A 16,234-nucleotide genomic window follows, 5' to 3' on the forward strand; every position below is an offset into this window, starting at 1 on the left:
ACTGGTAGGGGGCGGTGCTTACAGCAGCGCGTCAGGGGGAGAGGGCGCATCCGGCGGGGCTACCGTGAGCGGGGCCGGCGTGGCGGCGGCCGGGGCGTGGGGTTTCTGGCGGATGATGCGGATGGAGTCCTGGACTTCTTCCCAGGTCAGGCGCAGCTGGTGCAGAAACTCCAGACCGTCGGGGGTGAGGGTGTAGTACTTGCGGGGCGGGCCGGAGGTGGATTCCTTCCAGGTGTAGTCCAGCAGGCCCGCGTTCTTGAGGCGCGTCAGCAGCGGGTAGAGCGTGCCTTCCACCACAATCATGCGGGCGGAGGTGAGCTCTTCGAGCATATCAGACGCATACACCTCCCCGCGGGCAATGATTTCCAGAATGCAGAACTCCAGGATGCCCTTCCGCATCTGCACTTGGGTGTTCTCGACTTTCATGGGCTGAGGCAGATATCGGTGAAGAATGAGACAAATATAACGGAAGGTACTATGCAACGCAAGGTACTAGTAGAATTTATTTTCAGGAAGTTGAATATTTGTCTGCCTGATGCGGCGGAAGGAAAAATGCACCGACCTGGAAAATGACAGAAAACCTACTTTTCACCGCTCAGAATGCGGTTTGGCCGAGAACTTGAAACCGGCCCGCACTATTAATGAGTATCTTGCGTTGCTGCCGCGCTGCTTCTTCTTTTTCGAGATACTATCTGGCTTTACTTTCTATGCCTCACTTTTCCCGTACTACCGCCCTGTTGCTGGGGGCTGGTCTGACTTTACTGGCGGCAGTGCCCGCACTGGCTCAGGACAAAACGCCCAAGTACAGCAATGAATTTCTCAACATTGGGGTAGGGGGCCGGGCTCTCGGCATGGGAAAAGTGCAGGCCAGTCTGGCCGATGACGCCACGGCCGGCTACTGGAACCCCGCCGGCCTCGTGAATCAGAAAACTAAGTACGACGGCGTGCTCATGCACTCCGAACTGTTCTCGGGCATCGTGAAAAACGACTACGCCAGCTTCGGCATGAAGCTGGATGACAAGAGCGCACTGGGGGTGAGCTTTTTCCGGTTGGGGGTGGATGACATTGCGGACACCCGCAACCTGGTAAACGAGTACGGCTACATTGATTACAATAACATCCGCTACTTCTCGGTGGCTGATTACGCCGCGTTGCTGTCCTACGCTCGCCAGATTGGCAATATCGAGGGCCTGCAGGTGGGAGCCAGCGCCAAAGTCATCTACCGCAACATCGGCTCCTTTGCCAACGCCTGGGGCTTCGGGGTGGATGCTGGCGTGCAGTACCAGCGCAACGACTGGCGGCTGGGGCTAATGGCCCGCGACATCACCACCACCTACAATGCCTGGACGGTGAACCCCGAGGAGTTCGAAGGCTCGGCCAACGCGCTAGATGAGTTGCCCAAGAGCAGCACCGAAATCACGCTGCCCACCTTCGTGCTGGGGGCCAGCCGCCTGTTCAAGCTGCCCGGCGAGTTCACCGCGCTGCCCGCCCTGGACCTGGAAATTACCACCGACGGCCAGCGCAATACCTTGGTTTCCACGAGTGCCGTGAGCCTGGACCCGCGGGCCGGTCTGGAAATCGGCTACAAGCAGCTGGTGTACCTGCGCGGCGGCGTGGGCAATCTGCAGCAAGTGCAGGCTTTCACGGGTAAAGAGGAGTGGAAAGTGCAGCCCAGCCTGGGCGTGGGCCTAGCCTTGAGCGGCCTGCGGCTAGATATGGCTCTTTCTCGCCTGGCCGTGGAAAAACTGGGCCAACGCTCCCAGCCCACTTCCATCATTGTATCCCTCGGCTACGGTATTAAATAAGTGGCCCTTCCCGGTTATCCGCGCAGGCACTCAAACAGACGTTTACTTCATCATTCTTATATGAAACAGGCTTACCAGAAGCTATGGTTACTGGCACTGCTGCTCCTGACGCTGTGGGCTCCGGCCGCGCAGGCGCAGTCGGGCCCCTACGGCAATGAGTGGATTGTGCCGGGGCAGCAGTACTACAAGATTAAAGTAGCCCGCGACGGCCTGTACCGGCTGAACTACCAGTACCTGCAACAGGCTGGCATCAGCGGCGTGAACCCGCAGCGGCTGCAACTGTGGCGACGGGGTAAGGAAGTCGCTATCCACGTGGGCGGCAACACCACCGCGCTGGACAACAGTACGTTCATCGAGTTCTTCGGCCAGCGGAACGATGCGGCTCTGGACCGTGCCCTCTACAAGAACGCGGCTGACCAGACTCACACGCTTTACAGTCTCTACACCGATACGGCGAGCTACTTTCTCACTTGGTCAGCCACGACCAATGGTAGGCGCATGGAGCAGCCAGCCCCAGTTGCGGGCAGTGCGATACACACACATTGGCTGAAGCCGGCGCTAACGGTGTACCGCAATGCCTACAGTGATGTAGATAAGCAGGTATATAGCTACTCACCGTGGCTGGATGCAGGTGAAGGCTTCCTGAGCCGTCCGGTAGGCAGCGGTAGCGACCCATTTGGCGGTGTACCGGTGACCCAAACATTTTCCAGCCCAACTACCCGGGAAGTAGCTACGCAGGGAAACTTAATGGTAGAGATGGTGCTAGTGGGCACTACTCGCTTCAATCATGCCGGAACTATATACGTAGTGGGGGCCGCTGGTGAGAGGCAACTCGGTACCTACCAACTCACGGCATATAACAAAGTGGTGCTGCGCTACCCTCTGCAGCGCACTGATATTGCTGCCAACGGCCGCGTGCAGATCCGCCTGCTGGCCGATGTATCAAATAGCACCACCAATACCCCAACGCACGTACGCGTAGGCTACATTCGAGTAACGTATCCTCAAATAGCCCAATGGACCGCTGGCCAGGATTCTGTTTCCCTGCGTAACGATTCAACCCTGACCGGGCCGGCGTACTACCAACTCAGTGGCGCGCCCACTTCCGTTATGGGTTATGATGTAACCGATCCGTACAACGTGCAGCGAATTGTTGGCACGGCCGGAACGCAACGTAGTTATGTGTTTCCCGCTGCCAACAACCGCACCCGTTCCTTGATGCTTGCTGATGCCGCCCAGTTACCCGAACCTGCCCAACCACTCAAGCGTGTGCAGTTTCGGGCAATATCAGCGGCAGCTCATAACTTCATTATTATTACCAGCCGCGTGCTGATGAAGCCTGCCGGTACCGGTACTGGAGCCGTGACAGATGCAGTACGTGCGTATGCTACTTACCGGGCCTCCACCATAGGTGGCGGTTGGGATACGCTGGTAGTTACCTCCGAGCAGCTTTACGACCAGTTTTATTACGGCGACAAATCAGTTTTGGCTCTCCGACAGTTTTCCCTATGGATGCTCAACGGCAGTACCCGGCCCAAGTCGTTACTATTGTTAGGGAAAGGTTTAGGGGCCGGTGAGTACGACTGTGGCGCTTATCACCGGCAAGTGCCAGACCAATATGGCAGCTGCCGGCCCGGTAATCCGGCCGTGGTGCGCAACTTGGTACCCATCAATGCCCGTGGGCTGTCTGATAACCTGTTAACGGCAGATTGGCAGAACAATCAATACACTGCACGCATGACTACCGGACGCATCTCTGCGCAAAATGCCCAGGATGTCCTGAATTACCTCAATAAGTTGCGCGAGCATGAAGCGTTGAGCTATGAGCCATGGCGGCGTAACGTAATTCAATTGAATGGTCCGAGGGAACCCTACCAAATTCCTTTGTTTGACAGCTTCCTCGCAACGTATGCGACTTTCATGCGCAAGCCGCCATTCGCGGCAAATATTGTTAAGACGTATCGGCGGGCTGATTACCCGGGCACTATTCCGGGCGAAACGGCTCCACTGAACTTGGCTCAGGATTTCAATAATGGGGTGAGTTTGGTTTCGTACTTCGGACACGGCGACGCGACGCGACTGGCATGGAATATTGCTAATATTAATGACGCCGCGAATGGATTCGCTAATAAGGGCAAGTATCCTGTGTGGTACGTGAGCGGCTGCTCAGCCGGTAATTCGTTTCGCGGTATCCGCTCGTTCGGCGGGGATGATTATCTGTTAGCTGCTGATAAAGGCATTATTGGCTTCTTATGCGAATCGGACTTGGGGCTAGAAACCGATTTGCACCTTATGCACACCGAAATGGTGAAGCTCCTGTTCTCCGATAATACTTGGTATGGGCGGCCAATTGCGGAGGTGCAGCAAGAGGTTTCTCGCCGGTTGCAGCCCGCCGCCAATTCTACTGGCCAAGACAATTTGATCAGTATGCTGATGAACACCATCTGGCAGGGCGACCCGGCCCTGAAGCTGTTCTCGCCCTTGCAGCCCGATTTCCAGACGTCCGATGCGCGCCTTCAGATTTCGCTTCCAGCGCCAGCCACGGCCAATGCCAGCTTTGAGTTGAAGCTGGGCGTGAGCAACCCGGGCCGGATTACAACCGGGCTGCTGACCATCCGCGTGACGCGTACGGTGGGCAGTGGAACGCCGGTGGTCGTCAATTTCAGGGTGCCCCAGGCCCGGCAGGATACCACCTACACGCTGGCCCTCACCAACCCGGCCACCGGCAGCGTAGCGGGCCAGAATACTTTCCAGGTTGATCTTGACCCTGATAATCTCATTGCGGAATCGGACGAAACCAACAACCGCGCAACGCTCAACTACACCTTCCTGACCGGCGGCGTCACTACGCTCAGCCCACCGGAGTTTGCCATTGTGGGTAACCGGGCCGTGCGGCTGGTGGCCCAGAGCAACGTGCCCACCATCACGGCCCGCGACTACGACTTGGAACTGGACACGGTGCAGACCTTCACCAGTGCTCTGGTGCAGCGCACGAAAGTAAATGCCATCATGGTGCCGGAATGGCAGCCTACGCTGCCCACACTGGCTGGGCAGGACAGCGTGGTGTGGTACTGGCGGGTACGCCTGAATGCGCCGCAGGGTGATGAAAGCGCCAACTGGGCCACCAGCTCCTTCCGCGTTATCAATGGGCGCACGCAGGGCGGCTGGTCACAGAGCCACCCCGGCCAGTTCCGCCGCGACGAGCGGGCCGGCGTGGAAGTAGCCGTGCCCGGCGGGCAGTGGACCTTTAACGGCGCTACCCAGGAAGCTACCATTACGTCTAACCGCATCGGGCCGGCGCGGCAGTGGGAAACGCTTTACCATACCATCCGCACCAGTGCCACCGGCGACTACACGCTCCGGCTGCTGGGTACCGATACGCTGGGCGCTACCACTGTGCTCAACGCCAATGTAACGGACCGTGCGTTTGCACTCAGCGGCGTATCGGCCAAGCTGTACCCATATCTGCAGTTGCAGGCAGTGTTGCGTGAATCTACGGCGGGCGTAACGCCACAGTTGGAGCAATGGCTGGTAACCTACCAGGGCGTGCCGGAAGGCGTGGTACGGCCCTCGGCCACTCCGCTTACGGCGGCGGCCCTCACCCAGCAGGCCCAGCGCACGGGCACCCTCACTATTCCGGTAACTTTCCAGAACGTGGCTGATTACACTTTCACGGCTCCGCTGGTGGGCTACGTGGTGGTGCGCTCCAGCAATGCTGGTGCCCCGCGTGAACGGTACTATCCGCTGGCTGGCGCAGCCCTTACTGCCCATTCCCAGCGCGAATACTCCGTGAGGCTAGACGTGCGCGGCCTGTTTGGGACGCTTTCGGGCCAAGTGGTACTGAATCCGCGCCGCCAGCCTGAACAGCATTACTTCAACAACGAGCTGACGCTGCCGCCCTTCGAGGTAACCAACAACGATACGCCACCGGTGCTGGATGTGGCCTTTGACGGCCGCCACCTGCTCAACGGCGAAATTGTGTCGCCTCAGCCTATTATCAGCATTCAATTGCGCGATATTGACAAGCTACGGCCCATCCGTGACCGGTCAAACTTCATTGTGGTGCTGACGCCTAAGAAAACCGGCGTGCCCATGACGGTGGATATGAACTCATCGGGCATCGTGTTCGTAGCCGACTCGGCGCAGGGTACGGCGCGGCTGGAGTATCAGCCGGGTAAAACCAAGGGCCTAGAGGCCGGGGTGTACACACTGGAAGTGCAGGGCCGCGACGGCTCAGGCAACCTGGCCGGCACCGAGCCCTACCGCATCACGTTTGAGGTCATTACCGAATCGACCATCACCAATGTCTTCCCGTACCCGAACCCGGTGACCAGCAAAACGAAATTCGTGTTTACGCTCACTGGCTCCACGCTGCCGCGCAACATGAAAATTCAGATTGTGAGCCTCACCGGCCGGGTGGTAAAGGAAATCATGATGGCCGACCTGGGGCCGCTGCGCATCGGCAATAACATCACGGAGTACGCCTGGGACGGCACCGATGACTACGGCGACCGGCTGGCCAACGGCACTTACCTCTACCGCGTGGTGCTCGATGACCCCAGCGGCGAGTTCAAGCAGCGCGCCACCGGCGGCGACCGGGCCTTCAAAAAGGATTGGGGCAAGTTGGTGTTACTACGGTAGCAAAAGCAGGTACATGCCGTAAAAAGAGTCGATCCGATATAGCACCAAATGGGCTATGTCGGATCGACTCTTTTTACGGCATGTACTTTGGTGTTCACCTACGCCGGAGCGTGACGAAGCTGAAGGCATAGGCGTGCTTGTCGTCGGGCTCATGCCGTTCCCTTGTTTCCTCGCGCCATTCGCTGGCGGTGAGGTTAGGGAAAGTTACGTCACCTTCAAAAGCATGGTGTACCTCTGTCAGATACACTACATCAGCGGCAGGCAGGGCCTGACGGTAAATTTCCCCACCCCCAATTACGAATACCTGCTCATCGGTGGTGCGGGCCAGCTCCAGTGCCTGAGGTACTGAAGCGGCCATTTCGCAGCCCTCAGCCTGCCAGGTGGCTTGGCGGGTTATGACGATGTTGCGGCGGTTGGGCAGCGGCCGGCCGATACTCTCGTAAGTCTTTCGGCCCATAATGATGGGGTGATCCTGGGTGAGCTGCTTAAAGTGCTTCAGATCCAGCGGCAGGTGCCAAAGCAGGCGGTTTTCGCCCCCGATAACGCCGTTATCGGCCACGGCTACAACGAGTGCGGTCATGTGGTGAAATGGTGAAGTGGTGAGTTTGCGTTCAGCAACGAACGATTTATTCCTGTCATCCTGAGCAGCGCGAAGGACCTTAGCACGTCTGCACAAATCTGCCGTTTGTCGTTCAAACGCAACAGGGTCCTTCGCACAGCTCACGACGACAGTCAGGCCAATGCCTTCACATCAAAGCCGCGCAGGAAATCGGTTACGGGCATGCGCTTTTTGCCTTCCAACTGCACGTCGAGCAGGTCGAGTAGGCCGTTGGCGGTTTGCACGCGCAGATAAGTGCGGCCGTCGGTGAGCCAACGGCCAACGCCGCCTTGGTCGGGGCCGCTGGCTTCCTCATCGTCGAGGGGCTGCGCTTTGAATACTTTGAGCGTGCGGCCGTCGGGTAGTTGAGTGAAGGCCGTGGGGATGGGGGAGAGGCCCCGCACCCGGTTGGCCAGCGCCGGCGCCGATTCTGTGAAATCGAGGCGGCCGGTTTCCTTGCTGAGCTTGGGCGCGGGCCGCAGTTCCAGCAGATTCTGTTGCGGAATGCTGGGGGACGCCCCGGCCGCAATGGCCTGCACCGAGCGCAGGGCCAGCGCCGCGCCGGCTGCTTTCAGCTTCTCGTACAACGTGCCGAAATCATCCTCCGGGGCAATATCCACGGCATCCTGGTAAATCAGGTTACCGGTATCTATTTCGTGCTGCAAAAAGAAGCTGGTCACGCCCGTTTGGGTGTCGCCGTGGATGAGGGACCAGTTGATGGGAGCCGCCCCGCGGTACTGCGGCAGCAGGGAGGCGTGGATGTTGATGGAGCCCAGCGGCGGCATATTCCATACCGCCTCGGGCAGCATCCGGAAAGCTACCACCACTTGCAAATCAGCCGCGTAGCCTTTCAGCTCGGCCTGGAAAGCGGGGTCCTTCAGATTGGTAGGCTGCAGCACCGGCAGGCTGTGGGCCTCAGCGGCCTGCTTCACGGCCGAGCCTTGCAGCTGCCTGCCCCGGCCCGCGGGCTTATCCGGGGCGGTAAGGACGGCCACCACCCGGCACCCGTTCCAGCCCAGCAAAGCTTCCAGCGTTGGCACCGCAAACTCCGGGGTGCCCATGAAGATGATGTTCAGCATGTCGTTCTTGAGTTGGTAGCCCTATTGAAAATCCGGATACAGCAAATACTTCTTGCGTATGGCTTTGTACGCCGTCAGCCCTGGCTCCCACCCGGCCCGGATTTCGGCTTCCGACTTGCCGGCTATGATTTGCTGGCGCACGATGGCGTTGCCCATCAGCCGGTCGAAGCCCCGGTCGGAGAGGAAGAATTTCTCCTTGTTGGTGCTTTGCTGGTAGTAGTCCAGCAGGTAGCGCAGGGTAAAGCCAATATCGCCCGCCTGGCGCAGGTCTTGGCCGTAGCAAAGCTTGCCATTCTGGGGCGGGGAAGTGGAGCCGGGGTTGGGGCTGGGCGTGAAGCGGTAGGGGCGGGTGCTGGGCTGGGTGGGCGCGCCAATCACCTCAAACGGTAGGGCCGTACCCCGGCCCACGCTTACGTCGGTGCCCTCGAACAGACACAGGGCCGGATATAGCGCCACCGAGTGGGCCGTGGGCAGGTTGGGGGAGGGACGCTCGGGCAAATCGTATCGGGTGCTGTGGGTGTAGCCGGCCACCGGAATAACTGTGAGCTGGCATTGCTTGCCCCCGGCCAGCCACTTTTCGCCGTTGATCATGCGGGCCAGCTCGCCCACCGTGAGGCCGTGCACCACCGGAATGGGGTGCATGCCTACGAAGGTTTTGAAGGCCGGCTCCAGCACCGGCCCGTCCACGTACCAGCCGTTGGGGTTGGGTCTATCGAGTATGATGACCTGCTTGCCCTGCTCGGCGGCAGCCTCCATCACGTAGTGCATGGTGCTGATGAAAGTGTAGAAGCGCGCCCCCACGTCCTGAATGTCGAACACCAGCACATCAATATCCCGCAGCATTTCAGGCGTCGGTTTTTTGGTAGCGCCGTATAAGCTCAGCGCGGGCAGGCCGCTTCGGGCGTCTTTGCCATCCTTGATGGTGGCTCCGTCGGCCGCTTCGCCCCGAAAACCGTGTTCCGGCCCAAAAATTACCTTAACTCCTACGCCTTTGGCCAACAGTGTATCCACCAGAAACGAGCGGCCCACGCGGGCCGTCTGGTTTACTACTACGCCCACGCGCTTGTCTTTGAGCAGGGGCAGGTACTTGTCAAATTGTTCGGCCCCGGTGCGTAGCGGCTCGGCGGCGGGTAGTAGCACCTGCGGGGGCGAGGCTACCGTCTGGCTGAGCGTGGTATCGGGCACAGTGGCCGTGGTTTGCTGCGGCGGGCGGGCGCAATCGGAGAGCAGGACCGAGAGGCTCAACAGGCCTGAAGAAAGGAATGAAGACATAGGCGGGCGGGGGAACTGGAAAACTACCGGGATTCATCTAGCTTTACGCCAGTGAACGTCTCGCAGTACATATCTAATAAGATTGACGGAGCCGATGCAGGTTCATTTACCTCGTCGGTGACAAAGATAGCCATCATCAGCATTGCCATGGGTTTGGCGGTGATGGTGGTGTCGTTTGCCATTCTGGAGGGGTTCCGCAATGAAATCCAGAACAAGATCTTCTCCTTCGGCTCGCACCTGCAGATCAGCAAGTACGATACCAATAACTCGCTGGAGGTAGAACCCATTGGCGGCCCCCGGCTGGTGCAGGACCTGCGCGGCAATCCGCAGGTGAAGTCGATGCAGCCATTTGCCCGCAAAACGGCCATCATCAAAACCAAGGAAGAAGTGCTGGGCGTGGTACTGAAGGGCATTGATGAAAAAGCAGGCCAGTCGCCGATGCGCCAGAACCTGGTGGCCGGTAAGTTCATTACCTTCTCCGATACGGCTGCCAGCAACGACATCCTGCTCTCGCGCAAGGTGGCCGATAAGCTACGCCTCAAGCCCGGCGACAAAGCCCTGTTCTACTTTATTCAGACGCCTCCCCGGGTGCGGCAGTTTACCGTCAGCGGTATCTACCAGACCGGCCTCGATGAGTTCGATGAAGCCTACGTCATCGGCGACATTGGCCAGATCCGCCAGCTCAACGCCTGGCCCGATTCGCTGGTGGGCGGCATGGAAGTCACGCTCAGAGACTTCAACCGCCTAGACCCCGTAGCCGACAACCTGTATGAAAACCTGCGCTACGACCTCAAGCTGGATAAAATCACGGACCAGTACGCCCAGCTGTTCGACTGGCTGCAGCTGCTGAACCGCAACGTGGTGATTTTCCTGATCCTGATCATCTTCGTGGCCACGTTTAATATGGTGGCCACCATCTTCATCATGATTCTGGAGCGCACCAACATGATTGGAGTACTCAAGGCCATTGGGGCCACCGATAACCAGATCCGGAGCATGTTCTTCTTCCGGGGGCTGAGCCTCACGGTGCGAGGTATGTTCTACGGCAACCTCATCGGGCTGGGATTCTGCGCCATCCAGTACTTTTTTCACCCCATTCCCCTCGACCCCGAGAACTACTACATGGACCGGGTGCCGATTCACTGGGATCCTACGATCATCATCGTCCTGAACGCGGCCACGTTCCTTACCTCCCTGCTGGCCGTCCTGATTCCGACCTACCTGATTTCGCGGATCAAGCCCGTAGTGGCCATCAAGTTCGATTAACTCAAACGACTGTAGCCCGCAGAGGGGGGAGTGTTTAGCGCAGAAGGCGCAGAGTCGTTCAACAACTCTGCGCCTTCTGCGCTAAACACTCCCCCCTCTGCGGGCTAAAACGCTACAGCCACTGGCTCTGCAGAATCAGATTTGGGTCGGGGCATAGGGCGGCCCACTTCTCACGCTCTGCTACCAGTCCCACGCCGGGGAAGTCGCCGGAGCGGCCTTCCAGGTCGGCTATGACCTGGAAATGCAGGTGGGGCGGCCAGTCGCCGTTTTCGGGGGCGGGCCCTACTTCCGTGAAGGTGTCACCTTTGCTAATGGTCATGCCGGGGCGTAGCAGCAGGGTTTCGCGGCGGCTGAGGTGGCCGTAGAGGGTGTAAAAAGTGGTGGATTCGAGCTGATGCTGGAGGATGATGGTGGGGCCATAGTCGCCGAAGTTAGCATTGTCCTGCACGCTGTGCACCAAGGCGTCCAACGGGGCCAGCACGGGCGTACCGGCGCGCAGCCACACATCCACGCCTAAATGCAACGAGCGGGCGGGCACGGCCGGGTCGCCGAACAGGCCGGGACTGCGGCGGTAAATCACCCGGTTTTCCAGGTAGCCACCCACCCCGATGTGTGCGTTTTGGGCTTCCAGCAGCCGGGCTACCAGCTCTTCAAATGCGGGCGTATCGCGTAAATCGGCTTGTTGCAGCAGCGGGTTAGCAGCGGTGAAATCAAGGCGGGCCACGTCGGGAGCGTTCAGGTCAACGGGCAGCACGGGGCCAAATTCGTGCTGATGGCGTTCAAGCAGGTCGGCAAGCATGATGGATGGTCGGAGGTGGAGGATTCGTGTAAAAAGGGGCCGGATAAGGTCGGAGCCGAAACAGAACGGACTGCCTGTTGCTTACAGGACCGTGCAGTTTCGCTCAGTCCCAAAAATCTATACGCGGGGCAAGCTACTGCCTACGCCACATTATCCCGTATTTTTGCGGCCTGATTTGCTTTCTGACATTCCTCCCGGATATTTTCCCGCCCTATGAGTAGCCCCTACCTGACGCTGAACGTGGTTGAGCTGACCCAGGAAACGCCTGACGCCGTTACCATTCACTTCGAACGGCCAGACCGCCAGCCGGTAGCCAGCCAGCCCGGCCAGTTCCTGACCCTGATTCTGCCCTGCGGCCCCGGCGGCAAAAAGGAGCGCCGCGCCTACTCGCTCAGCAGCACCCCCTCGGAGGCTCCGCGCCTGGCTGTCACGGTAAAGCGCGTTTCCGGTGGTCTGGTCAGCAACTATCTGCTGGATACCGTGCGCGTGGGCCAGCAGCTGGAAGTAATGGCCCCGCTGGGCAATTTTACGCTCACGCCCCAGCCAAGCGCGGCCCGCTCCCTGGTGCTGGTGGGTGCCGGTTCGGGTATTACGCCGCTGATGAGCATGCTTAAGGCCGTGCTGCGCGACGAACCCCGGAGCTACGTGCTGCTGGTGTACGGTAACCGCAACGAGGACTCTGTGATTTTTGCCCGCCAGCTACAACAGCTGGAGCAGCAGTACGCCGGCCGCTTCCAGGTAGAGCACGTTTTCAGCCAGCCCGTGCGGCCTTCCGCCGAGCACAAGCACACCGGCCGCCTCAACCGCACCACGCTGCTGCGTATTCTGGAGCAGCGCCACCAGTTTCCGGCCCCGCAGGCCGAGTACTTCCTCTGCGGACCCGATGGCATGATGGTGGAAGCCCAGTCTGCCTTGGAACTGCTGGGCGTGCCGGCCAGCCGCATCCGCCGCGAGAGTTTCGTGGCTGCCGCTGAATCGGCCGAAGCGGCCGCCGCCCAGCCTAACGGCCATGGCGATGTGTCGGCCGCCGACGATGAGGGGCAGTCCGTTACGCGCACCGTGACCATTCAGTATGAGGGCTCGGAGTATCAGTTTGCCGTAGAGCCCAGCCAGACCATCCTGGAAGCTGCCCTTGACCAGGATATTGATCTGCCCTATAGCTGCCAGGCTGGCCTGTGCACGGCCTGCCGGGGCAAGTGTCTGTCCGGCAAAGTCCACTTGGATGAAAGCGAAGGACTATCTGATTCCGAAATGAAGCAGGGCTACGTGCTGACTTGCGTGGGCCATCCGCTCACCAATGACGTGGTGATTGAAATTGGTTAGGCTGGCGGACATAGTTATCTGACATTTTACTTAGCTGCCTGAGAAAAAAGGTCACCGGAATAGTAGGTTCCGGTGGCCTTTCTGCTTTTTGCACTGGCAAATCTGCTCCGGACTCTGCCAACAAAGAAAATTGCGGCGGCTGGCACGGTTCTGGTCGGCCGTCAGGCAAATGGTGCATAACTTCTGCTTTCAGCCTAACCTGATGGGGGTGTTTGCGGTACTATTCTTTCAGGCCACCCGCTGGCTATTTCCTCCTTTGATCTACTCATGACCAACTCTGCTCCCACGGCCGACCTGGCGACTGATACGCTGCGTCCGCCCCGACATTTTCTGCCCGAATCCTTCACTGTGACTGATTGGGCTGCCATTGAGCCGTACTTTCAGGAGCTGCGGGACCGGTCCATCCACTCGGCCAATGAGCTGGAGCAGTGGCTGCTCAACCGCTCAGAGTTGGAATCGGTACTGAGTGAGGACTTGGCCTGGCGTTACATCCGCATGACCTGCGACACGCAGGACCAGGGGCGGAGCGAGGCTTTTCAGTATTTCGTGAGCGAAATAGAACCCAACGTAGCTCCGTACGACCACGCCCTCAACGAAAAGATGATGGCCTCGGAGTTTCTCCCCGGCCTCGATCCGGCCCGTTACCGCATATTTATTCGTTCGGTGAAGCAGGCGCTGGATATCTACCGGGCCGAGAACATTCCGCTGAAAACCGAAATCAGCACCCAGCAGCAGCAATACGCCGCCATTGCCGGGGCTATGACGGTGACGCTGGATGGCGAGGAAATAACGTTGCCCCGCGCCGCCGACCGCCTCAAAAGTCCCGACCGCGCGGTGCGGGAAGAGGCTTGGCGGGCCATCCAGGCGCGGCGTCTGCAGGATGCCAAACCGCTGGATGAGCTGTTCACCAGCCTCATTGGCCTGCGCCACCAAGTGGCCGTAAATGCCGGCTTCGCCAATTTCCGCGACTATATGTTCGCGGCCTTGGGCCGGTTCGATTATACGCCTCAGGATACGCTGGAATTTCACCGCGCCATCCGCGAAACCGTGGTGCCCCTCATCGATGACCTCGATTTGGAGCGTCGTCAGGATCTGGAGTTAGCCGAGCTGCGTCCCTGGGACCTGGATGTGGACCCCTCCGGCCAGCCGCCGTTGCGACCCTTCGAAACGGGGGAGGAGCTGCTGGAGAAAACCGTCACGGTATTCGACCGCCTAGACCCCTTTCTGGGGCAGTGCCTGCGCACCATGCGCCAGATGGGCAACCTCGACCTGGAAAGCCGAAAGGGAAAAGCCCCCGGCGGCTATAACTACCCGCTCGATGAAACCGGCGTGCCGTTCATCTTTATGAATGCCACTAGCTCCCTGCGCGACGTGGTGACGATGTTGCACGAAGGCGGCCACGCGGTGCATAGCTTCCTTACGCGCCGTCTGCCGCTCAGTGCCGATAAGCATCCGCCCTCCGAAGTAGCCGAACTGGCTTCCATGAGCATGGAGCTGATCAGCATGGACCATTGGGACGTGTTTTTTACGGACAGTGAGGAGCTGCGCCGCGCCAAAAAGACTCACTTAGAGAGCGTGCTGGAAACCTTCCCGTGGGTAGCTACTATCGACAAGTTTCAGCACTGGATCTACGAAAACCCACAGCACACCGAGCAGGAGCGCCACCAGCACTGGACGCAGCTGTTCGATGAGTTCAACCAGCGTACCGTAAGCTGGCAGAGTCTGGAGCAGGTAAAGCCCTACCTCTGGCAGAAGCAACTGCATCTCTACGAAGTGCCGTTTTACTACATCGAATATGCTATGGCGCAGTTGGGTGCTATTGCTGTGTGGCGCAACTTCCGCCAGAACCCGCAGGTGGCCTTGGCCGGCTACCAACGCGCCCTGGCCCTGGGTTATACCGCCCCCATTGGCGATATTTACGCCGCCGCTGGCATCCGCTTCGATTTTAGTACGGAGTATCTGCGCACCCTCGCCGATTTTGTGCGCGACGAAATGGCGAAGCTCTGAATGGGCTGAGTTATGTGAGAAAAGCAAAAAACGGCCAGCCGGATATACTCCCGCTGGCCGTTTCTAGTATAGCACAAGCATAAATACCTACGAATCACCTGAAGGGAAACACGGGAATAGGGCAGTTGGTAGTCGTATGATCTGAAACACTGACCATGGGTTGCATCAGCCTAAAAAAATACCTGTGCCAAATGAAACCGGTGAAAGGTAGTAGAAATGAAAAATATTGTATTTGGTAATCAGGGTATTATGCATGGCATGTCGAATAAATGAGTGCTGGCATTGCACAGGTGAAATGTGATGTCTACTTTTGCACTCCCTTCTAAAAAGCAATTGGCTCAACGAAGTGGGAACTGATTCTGTAGCTCAGCTGGTAGAGCAATACACTTTTAATGTATGGGTCCTGGGTTCGAATCCCAGCGGGATCACCAAAAGCCTTGTCGGATACGACAGGGCTTTTTTCGTTTTAGAGTTTCCGCGGGTGTCGGCAAGATGGCAATAAGTAAATTATTTATCAGGTAAGTTATTGATAATCAGTTCTTCATTATAAATTCATGTAACTAAAGCCGACGCTTGGGAGTCTAGTAGGGAAACCTTTCATCCTGAGCTATATGGCAACTCCCGCAATTCCGCAACGACTGACAAACCAAATTGCCCTGGTAACGGGCGGCAGCTCCGGTATCGGGGCAGGCGTGGCGCTGGCCTTAGCTGCGGAAGGTGCCACCGTTTTTGTGAACTACTCGCATAGTGCCGACGGCGCGGCAGCAGTAGTAAAGGAAATTGAGCAGGCGGGCGGCAAGGCGTTTGCTGTGCAAGCCGATGTCAGCAAAGAGCAGCAGGTACTGGCCATGTTCGAGCAGATCCGGAAGCAGTGCGGCACGTTGCACATTCTGGTGAATAACTCCGGTATTCAGGACGATGCCCCGTTTCTGGAGATGACGCTGGAACAGTGGGAAAATGTGATGGGAGTGAACCTGACGGGGCAGTTTCTGTGTGCCCGGGAAGCTGCCCGCGAGTTTGTGCGCCGGGGCCCGCAGCCGGAAATCTCGCGGGCGACGGGCAAGATTATCTGCATGAGCTCGGTGCATGAGGTGATTCCGTGGGCGGGCCACGTCAACTACGCTGTAAGCAAAGGCGGGATTATGCAGCTTATGAAGAGTATGGCGCAGGAGCTGGCTCCGCAACGCATCCGCGTGAACAGCATCGGACCGGGAGCCATTGCCACGCCCATCAACCGAGAGGCGCGCGACACGCCGGAAGAAGAGAAAAGCCTGCTTACTCTCATTCCCTACGGCCGGATCGGGGAGCCCGCCGATATTGGCAAAGTGGCCGTATGGTTGGCTTCCGACGAGTCAGACTACGTGACGGGAACCACCCTGTTCGCCGATGGCGGCATGACGCTGTACCCGGGCTTCGCCGATAACGGTTGAGGCGTCAGTTATGG

Annotated in this window: 11 protein-coding genes and 1 tRNA gene; 7 read left to right on the forward strand and 5 right to left on the reverse strand. The window is 58.6% G+C overall.

Annotated features, from left to right (window positions below):
* Positions 1-18: 18 nt before the first annotated feature.
* Positions 19-426, reverse strand: a complete 408-nt coding sequence (locus tag HSW_RS07755; protein WP_044001471.1) for a PadR family transcriptional regulator — start codon at positions 424-426, stop codon at positions 19-21.
* 281 nt (positions 427-707) lie between these two features.
* Between HSW_RS07755 and HSW_RS07760 the strand changes: the two genes are divergently transcribed.
* Both HSW_RS07760 and porU2 read left to right on the forward strand, forming a co-directional pair.
* Positions 708-1,805, forward strand: a complete 1,098-nt coding sequence (locus HSW_RS07760) for a putative type IX sorting system protein PorV2 (protein WP_044001472.1) — start codon at positions 708-710, stop codon at positions 1,803-1,805.
* Positions 1,806-1,865: 60 nt separating this feature from the next.
* Entirely contained in the window at positions 1,866-6,446 is a 4,581-nt protein-coding gene (gene porU2 / locus HSW_RS07765; protein WP_044001473.1) for a putative type IX secretion system sortase PorU2, read from the forward strand.
* A 94-nt stretch (positions 6,447-6,540) separates the two neighbouring features.
* Here porU2 and HSW_RS07770 read toward each other — a convergent pair whose 3' ends face one another.
* The 3 genes from HSW_RS07770 to HSW_RS07780 form a co-directional block, all read right to left on the reverse strand.
* On the reverse strand, positions 6,541-7,026 hold the full coding sequence (locus HSW_RS07770) for a dihydrofolate reductase (RefSeq protein WP_044001474.1): 486 nt from the start codon (positions 7,024-7,026) through the stop codon (positions 6,541-6,543).
* 152 nt (positions 7,027-7,178) lie between these two features.
* Positions 7,179-8,123 carry a methionyl-tRNA formyltransferase gene (fmt, locus tag HSW_RS07775; protein WP_044001475.1) on the reverse strand — a complete coding sequence of 315 codons (945 nt, stop codon included), beginning with the start codon at positions 8,121-8,123 and terminating at the stop codon, positions 7,179-7,181.
* 21 nt (positions 8,124-8,144) lie between these two features.
* Entirely contained in the window at positions 8,145-9,395 is a 1,251-nt protein-coding gene (locus tag HSW_RS07780; protein WP_044001476.1) for an exo-beta-N-acetylmuramidase NamZ family protein, read from the reverse strand.
* 117 nt (positions 9,396-9,512) lie between these two features.
* Here HSW_RS07780 and HSW_RS07785 point away from each other — a divergent pair, with 117 nt between their 5' ends.
* A complete protein-coding gene (locus HSW_RS07785; protein WP_231501368.1) occupies positions 9,513-10,661 on the forward strand; it encodes an ABC transporter permease in 1,149 nt (382 codons plus the stop codon).
* Between the two features lie 112 nt (positions 10,662-10,773).
* Here HSW_RS07785 and HSW_RS07790 read toward each other — a convergent pair whose 3' ends face one another.
* Positions 10,774-11,460 carry a peptidoglycan DD-metalloendopeptidase family protein gene (locus tag HSW_RS07790; protein ID WP_044001478.1) on the reverse strand — a complete coding sequence of 229 codons (687 nt, stop codon included), beginning with the start codon at positions 11,458-11,460 and terminating at the stop codon, positions 10,774-10,776.
* Between the two features lie 213 nt (positions 11,461-11,673).
* Here HSW_RS07790 and HSW_RS07795 point away from each other — a divergent pair, with 213 nt between their 5' ends.
* From HSW_RS07795 to HSW_RS07810, 4 genes are all read left to right on the forward strand, one after another.
* Positions 11,674-12,783: a ferredoxin--NADP reductase gene (locus HSW_RS07795; protein WP_044001479.1), complete on the forward strand. Its 1,110-nt coding sequence runs from the start codon at positions 11,674-11,676 to the stop codon at positions 12,781-12,783.
* 267 nt (positions 12,784-13,050) lie between these two features.
* Positions 13,051-14,790 (forward strand): M3 family oligoendopeptidase, encoded by a 1,740-nt coding sequence (locus tag HSW_RS07800; protein WP_052346230.1) that lies wholly within the window; start codon positions 13,051-13,053, stop codon positions 14,788-14,790.
* Positions 14,791-15,145: 355 nt separating this feature from the next.
* Positions 15,146-15,221 (forward strand) — tRNA-Lys (locus HSW_RS07805).
* A 180-nt stretch (positions 15,222-15,401) separates the two neighbouring features.
* The gene (locus tag HSW_RS07810) at positions 15,402-16,220 is read left to right on the forward strand and encodes an SDR family oxidoreductase (RefSeq protein WP_044001480.1); all 819 of its coding nucleotides are present in this window, start codon (positions 15,402-15,404) and stop codon (positions 16,218-16,220) included.
* The last annotated feature ends 14 nt before the right edge of the window (positions 16,221-16,234 follow it).

The organism is Hymenobacter swuensis DY53 (assembly GCF_000576555.1).
Lineage (GTDB): Bacteria > Bacteroidota > Bacteroidia > Cytophagales > Hymenobacteraceae > Hymenobacter > Hymenobacter swuensis.

Bases quoted from the DNA above. Each gene is read 5' to 3' on its own strand.
- HSW_RS07755 (WP_044001471.1), bottom strand. From the start codon at position 426: ATGAAAGTCGAGAACACCCAAGTGCAGATGCGGAAGGGCATCCTGGAG.
- HSW_RS07760 (WP_044001472.1), top strand. From the start codon at position 708: ATGCCTCACTTTTCCCGTACTACCGCCCTGTTGCTGGGGGCTGGTCTG.
- porU2 (WP_044001473.1), top strand. From the start codon at position 1,866: ATGAAACAGGCTTACCAGAAGCTATGGTTACTGGCACTGCTGCTCCTG.
- HSW_RS07770 (WP_044001474.1), bottom strand. From the start codon at position 7,026: ATGACCGCACTCGTTGTAGCCGTGGCCGATAACGGCGTTATCGGGGGC.
- fmt (WP_044001475.1), bottom strand. From the start codon at position 8,123: ATGCTGAACATCATCTTCATGGGCACCCCGGAGTTTGCGGTGCCAACG.
- HSW_RS07780 (WP_044001476.1), bottom strand. From the start codon at position 9,395: ATGTCTTCATTCCTTTCTTCAGGCCTGTTGAGCCTCTCGGTCCTGCTC.
- HSW_RS07790 (WP_044001478.1), bottom strand. From the start codon at position 11,460: ATGCTTGCCGACCTGCTTGAACGCCATCAGCACGAATTTGGCCCCGTG.
- HSW_RS07795 (WP_044001479.1), top strand. From the start codon at position 11,674: ATGAGTAGCCCCTACCTGACGCTGAACGTGGTTGAGCTGACCCAGGAA.
- HSW_RS07800 (WP_052346230.1), top strand. From the start codon at position 13,051: ATGACCAACTCTGCTCCCACGGCCGACCTGGCGACTGATACGCTGCGT.
- HSW_RS07810 (WP_044001480.1), top strand. From the start codon at position 15,402: ATGGCAACTCCCGCAATTCCGCAACGACTGACAAACCAAATTGCCCTG.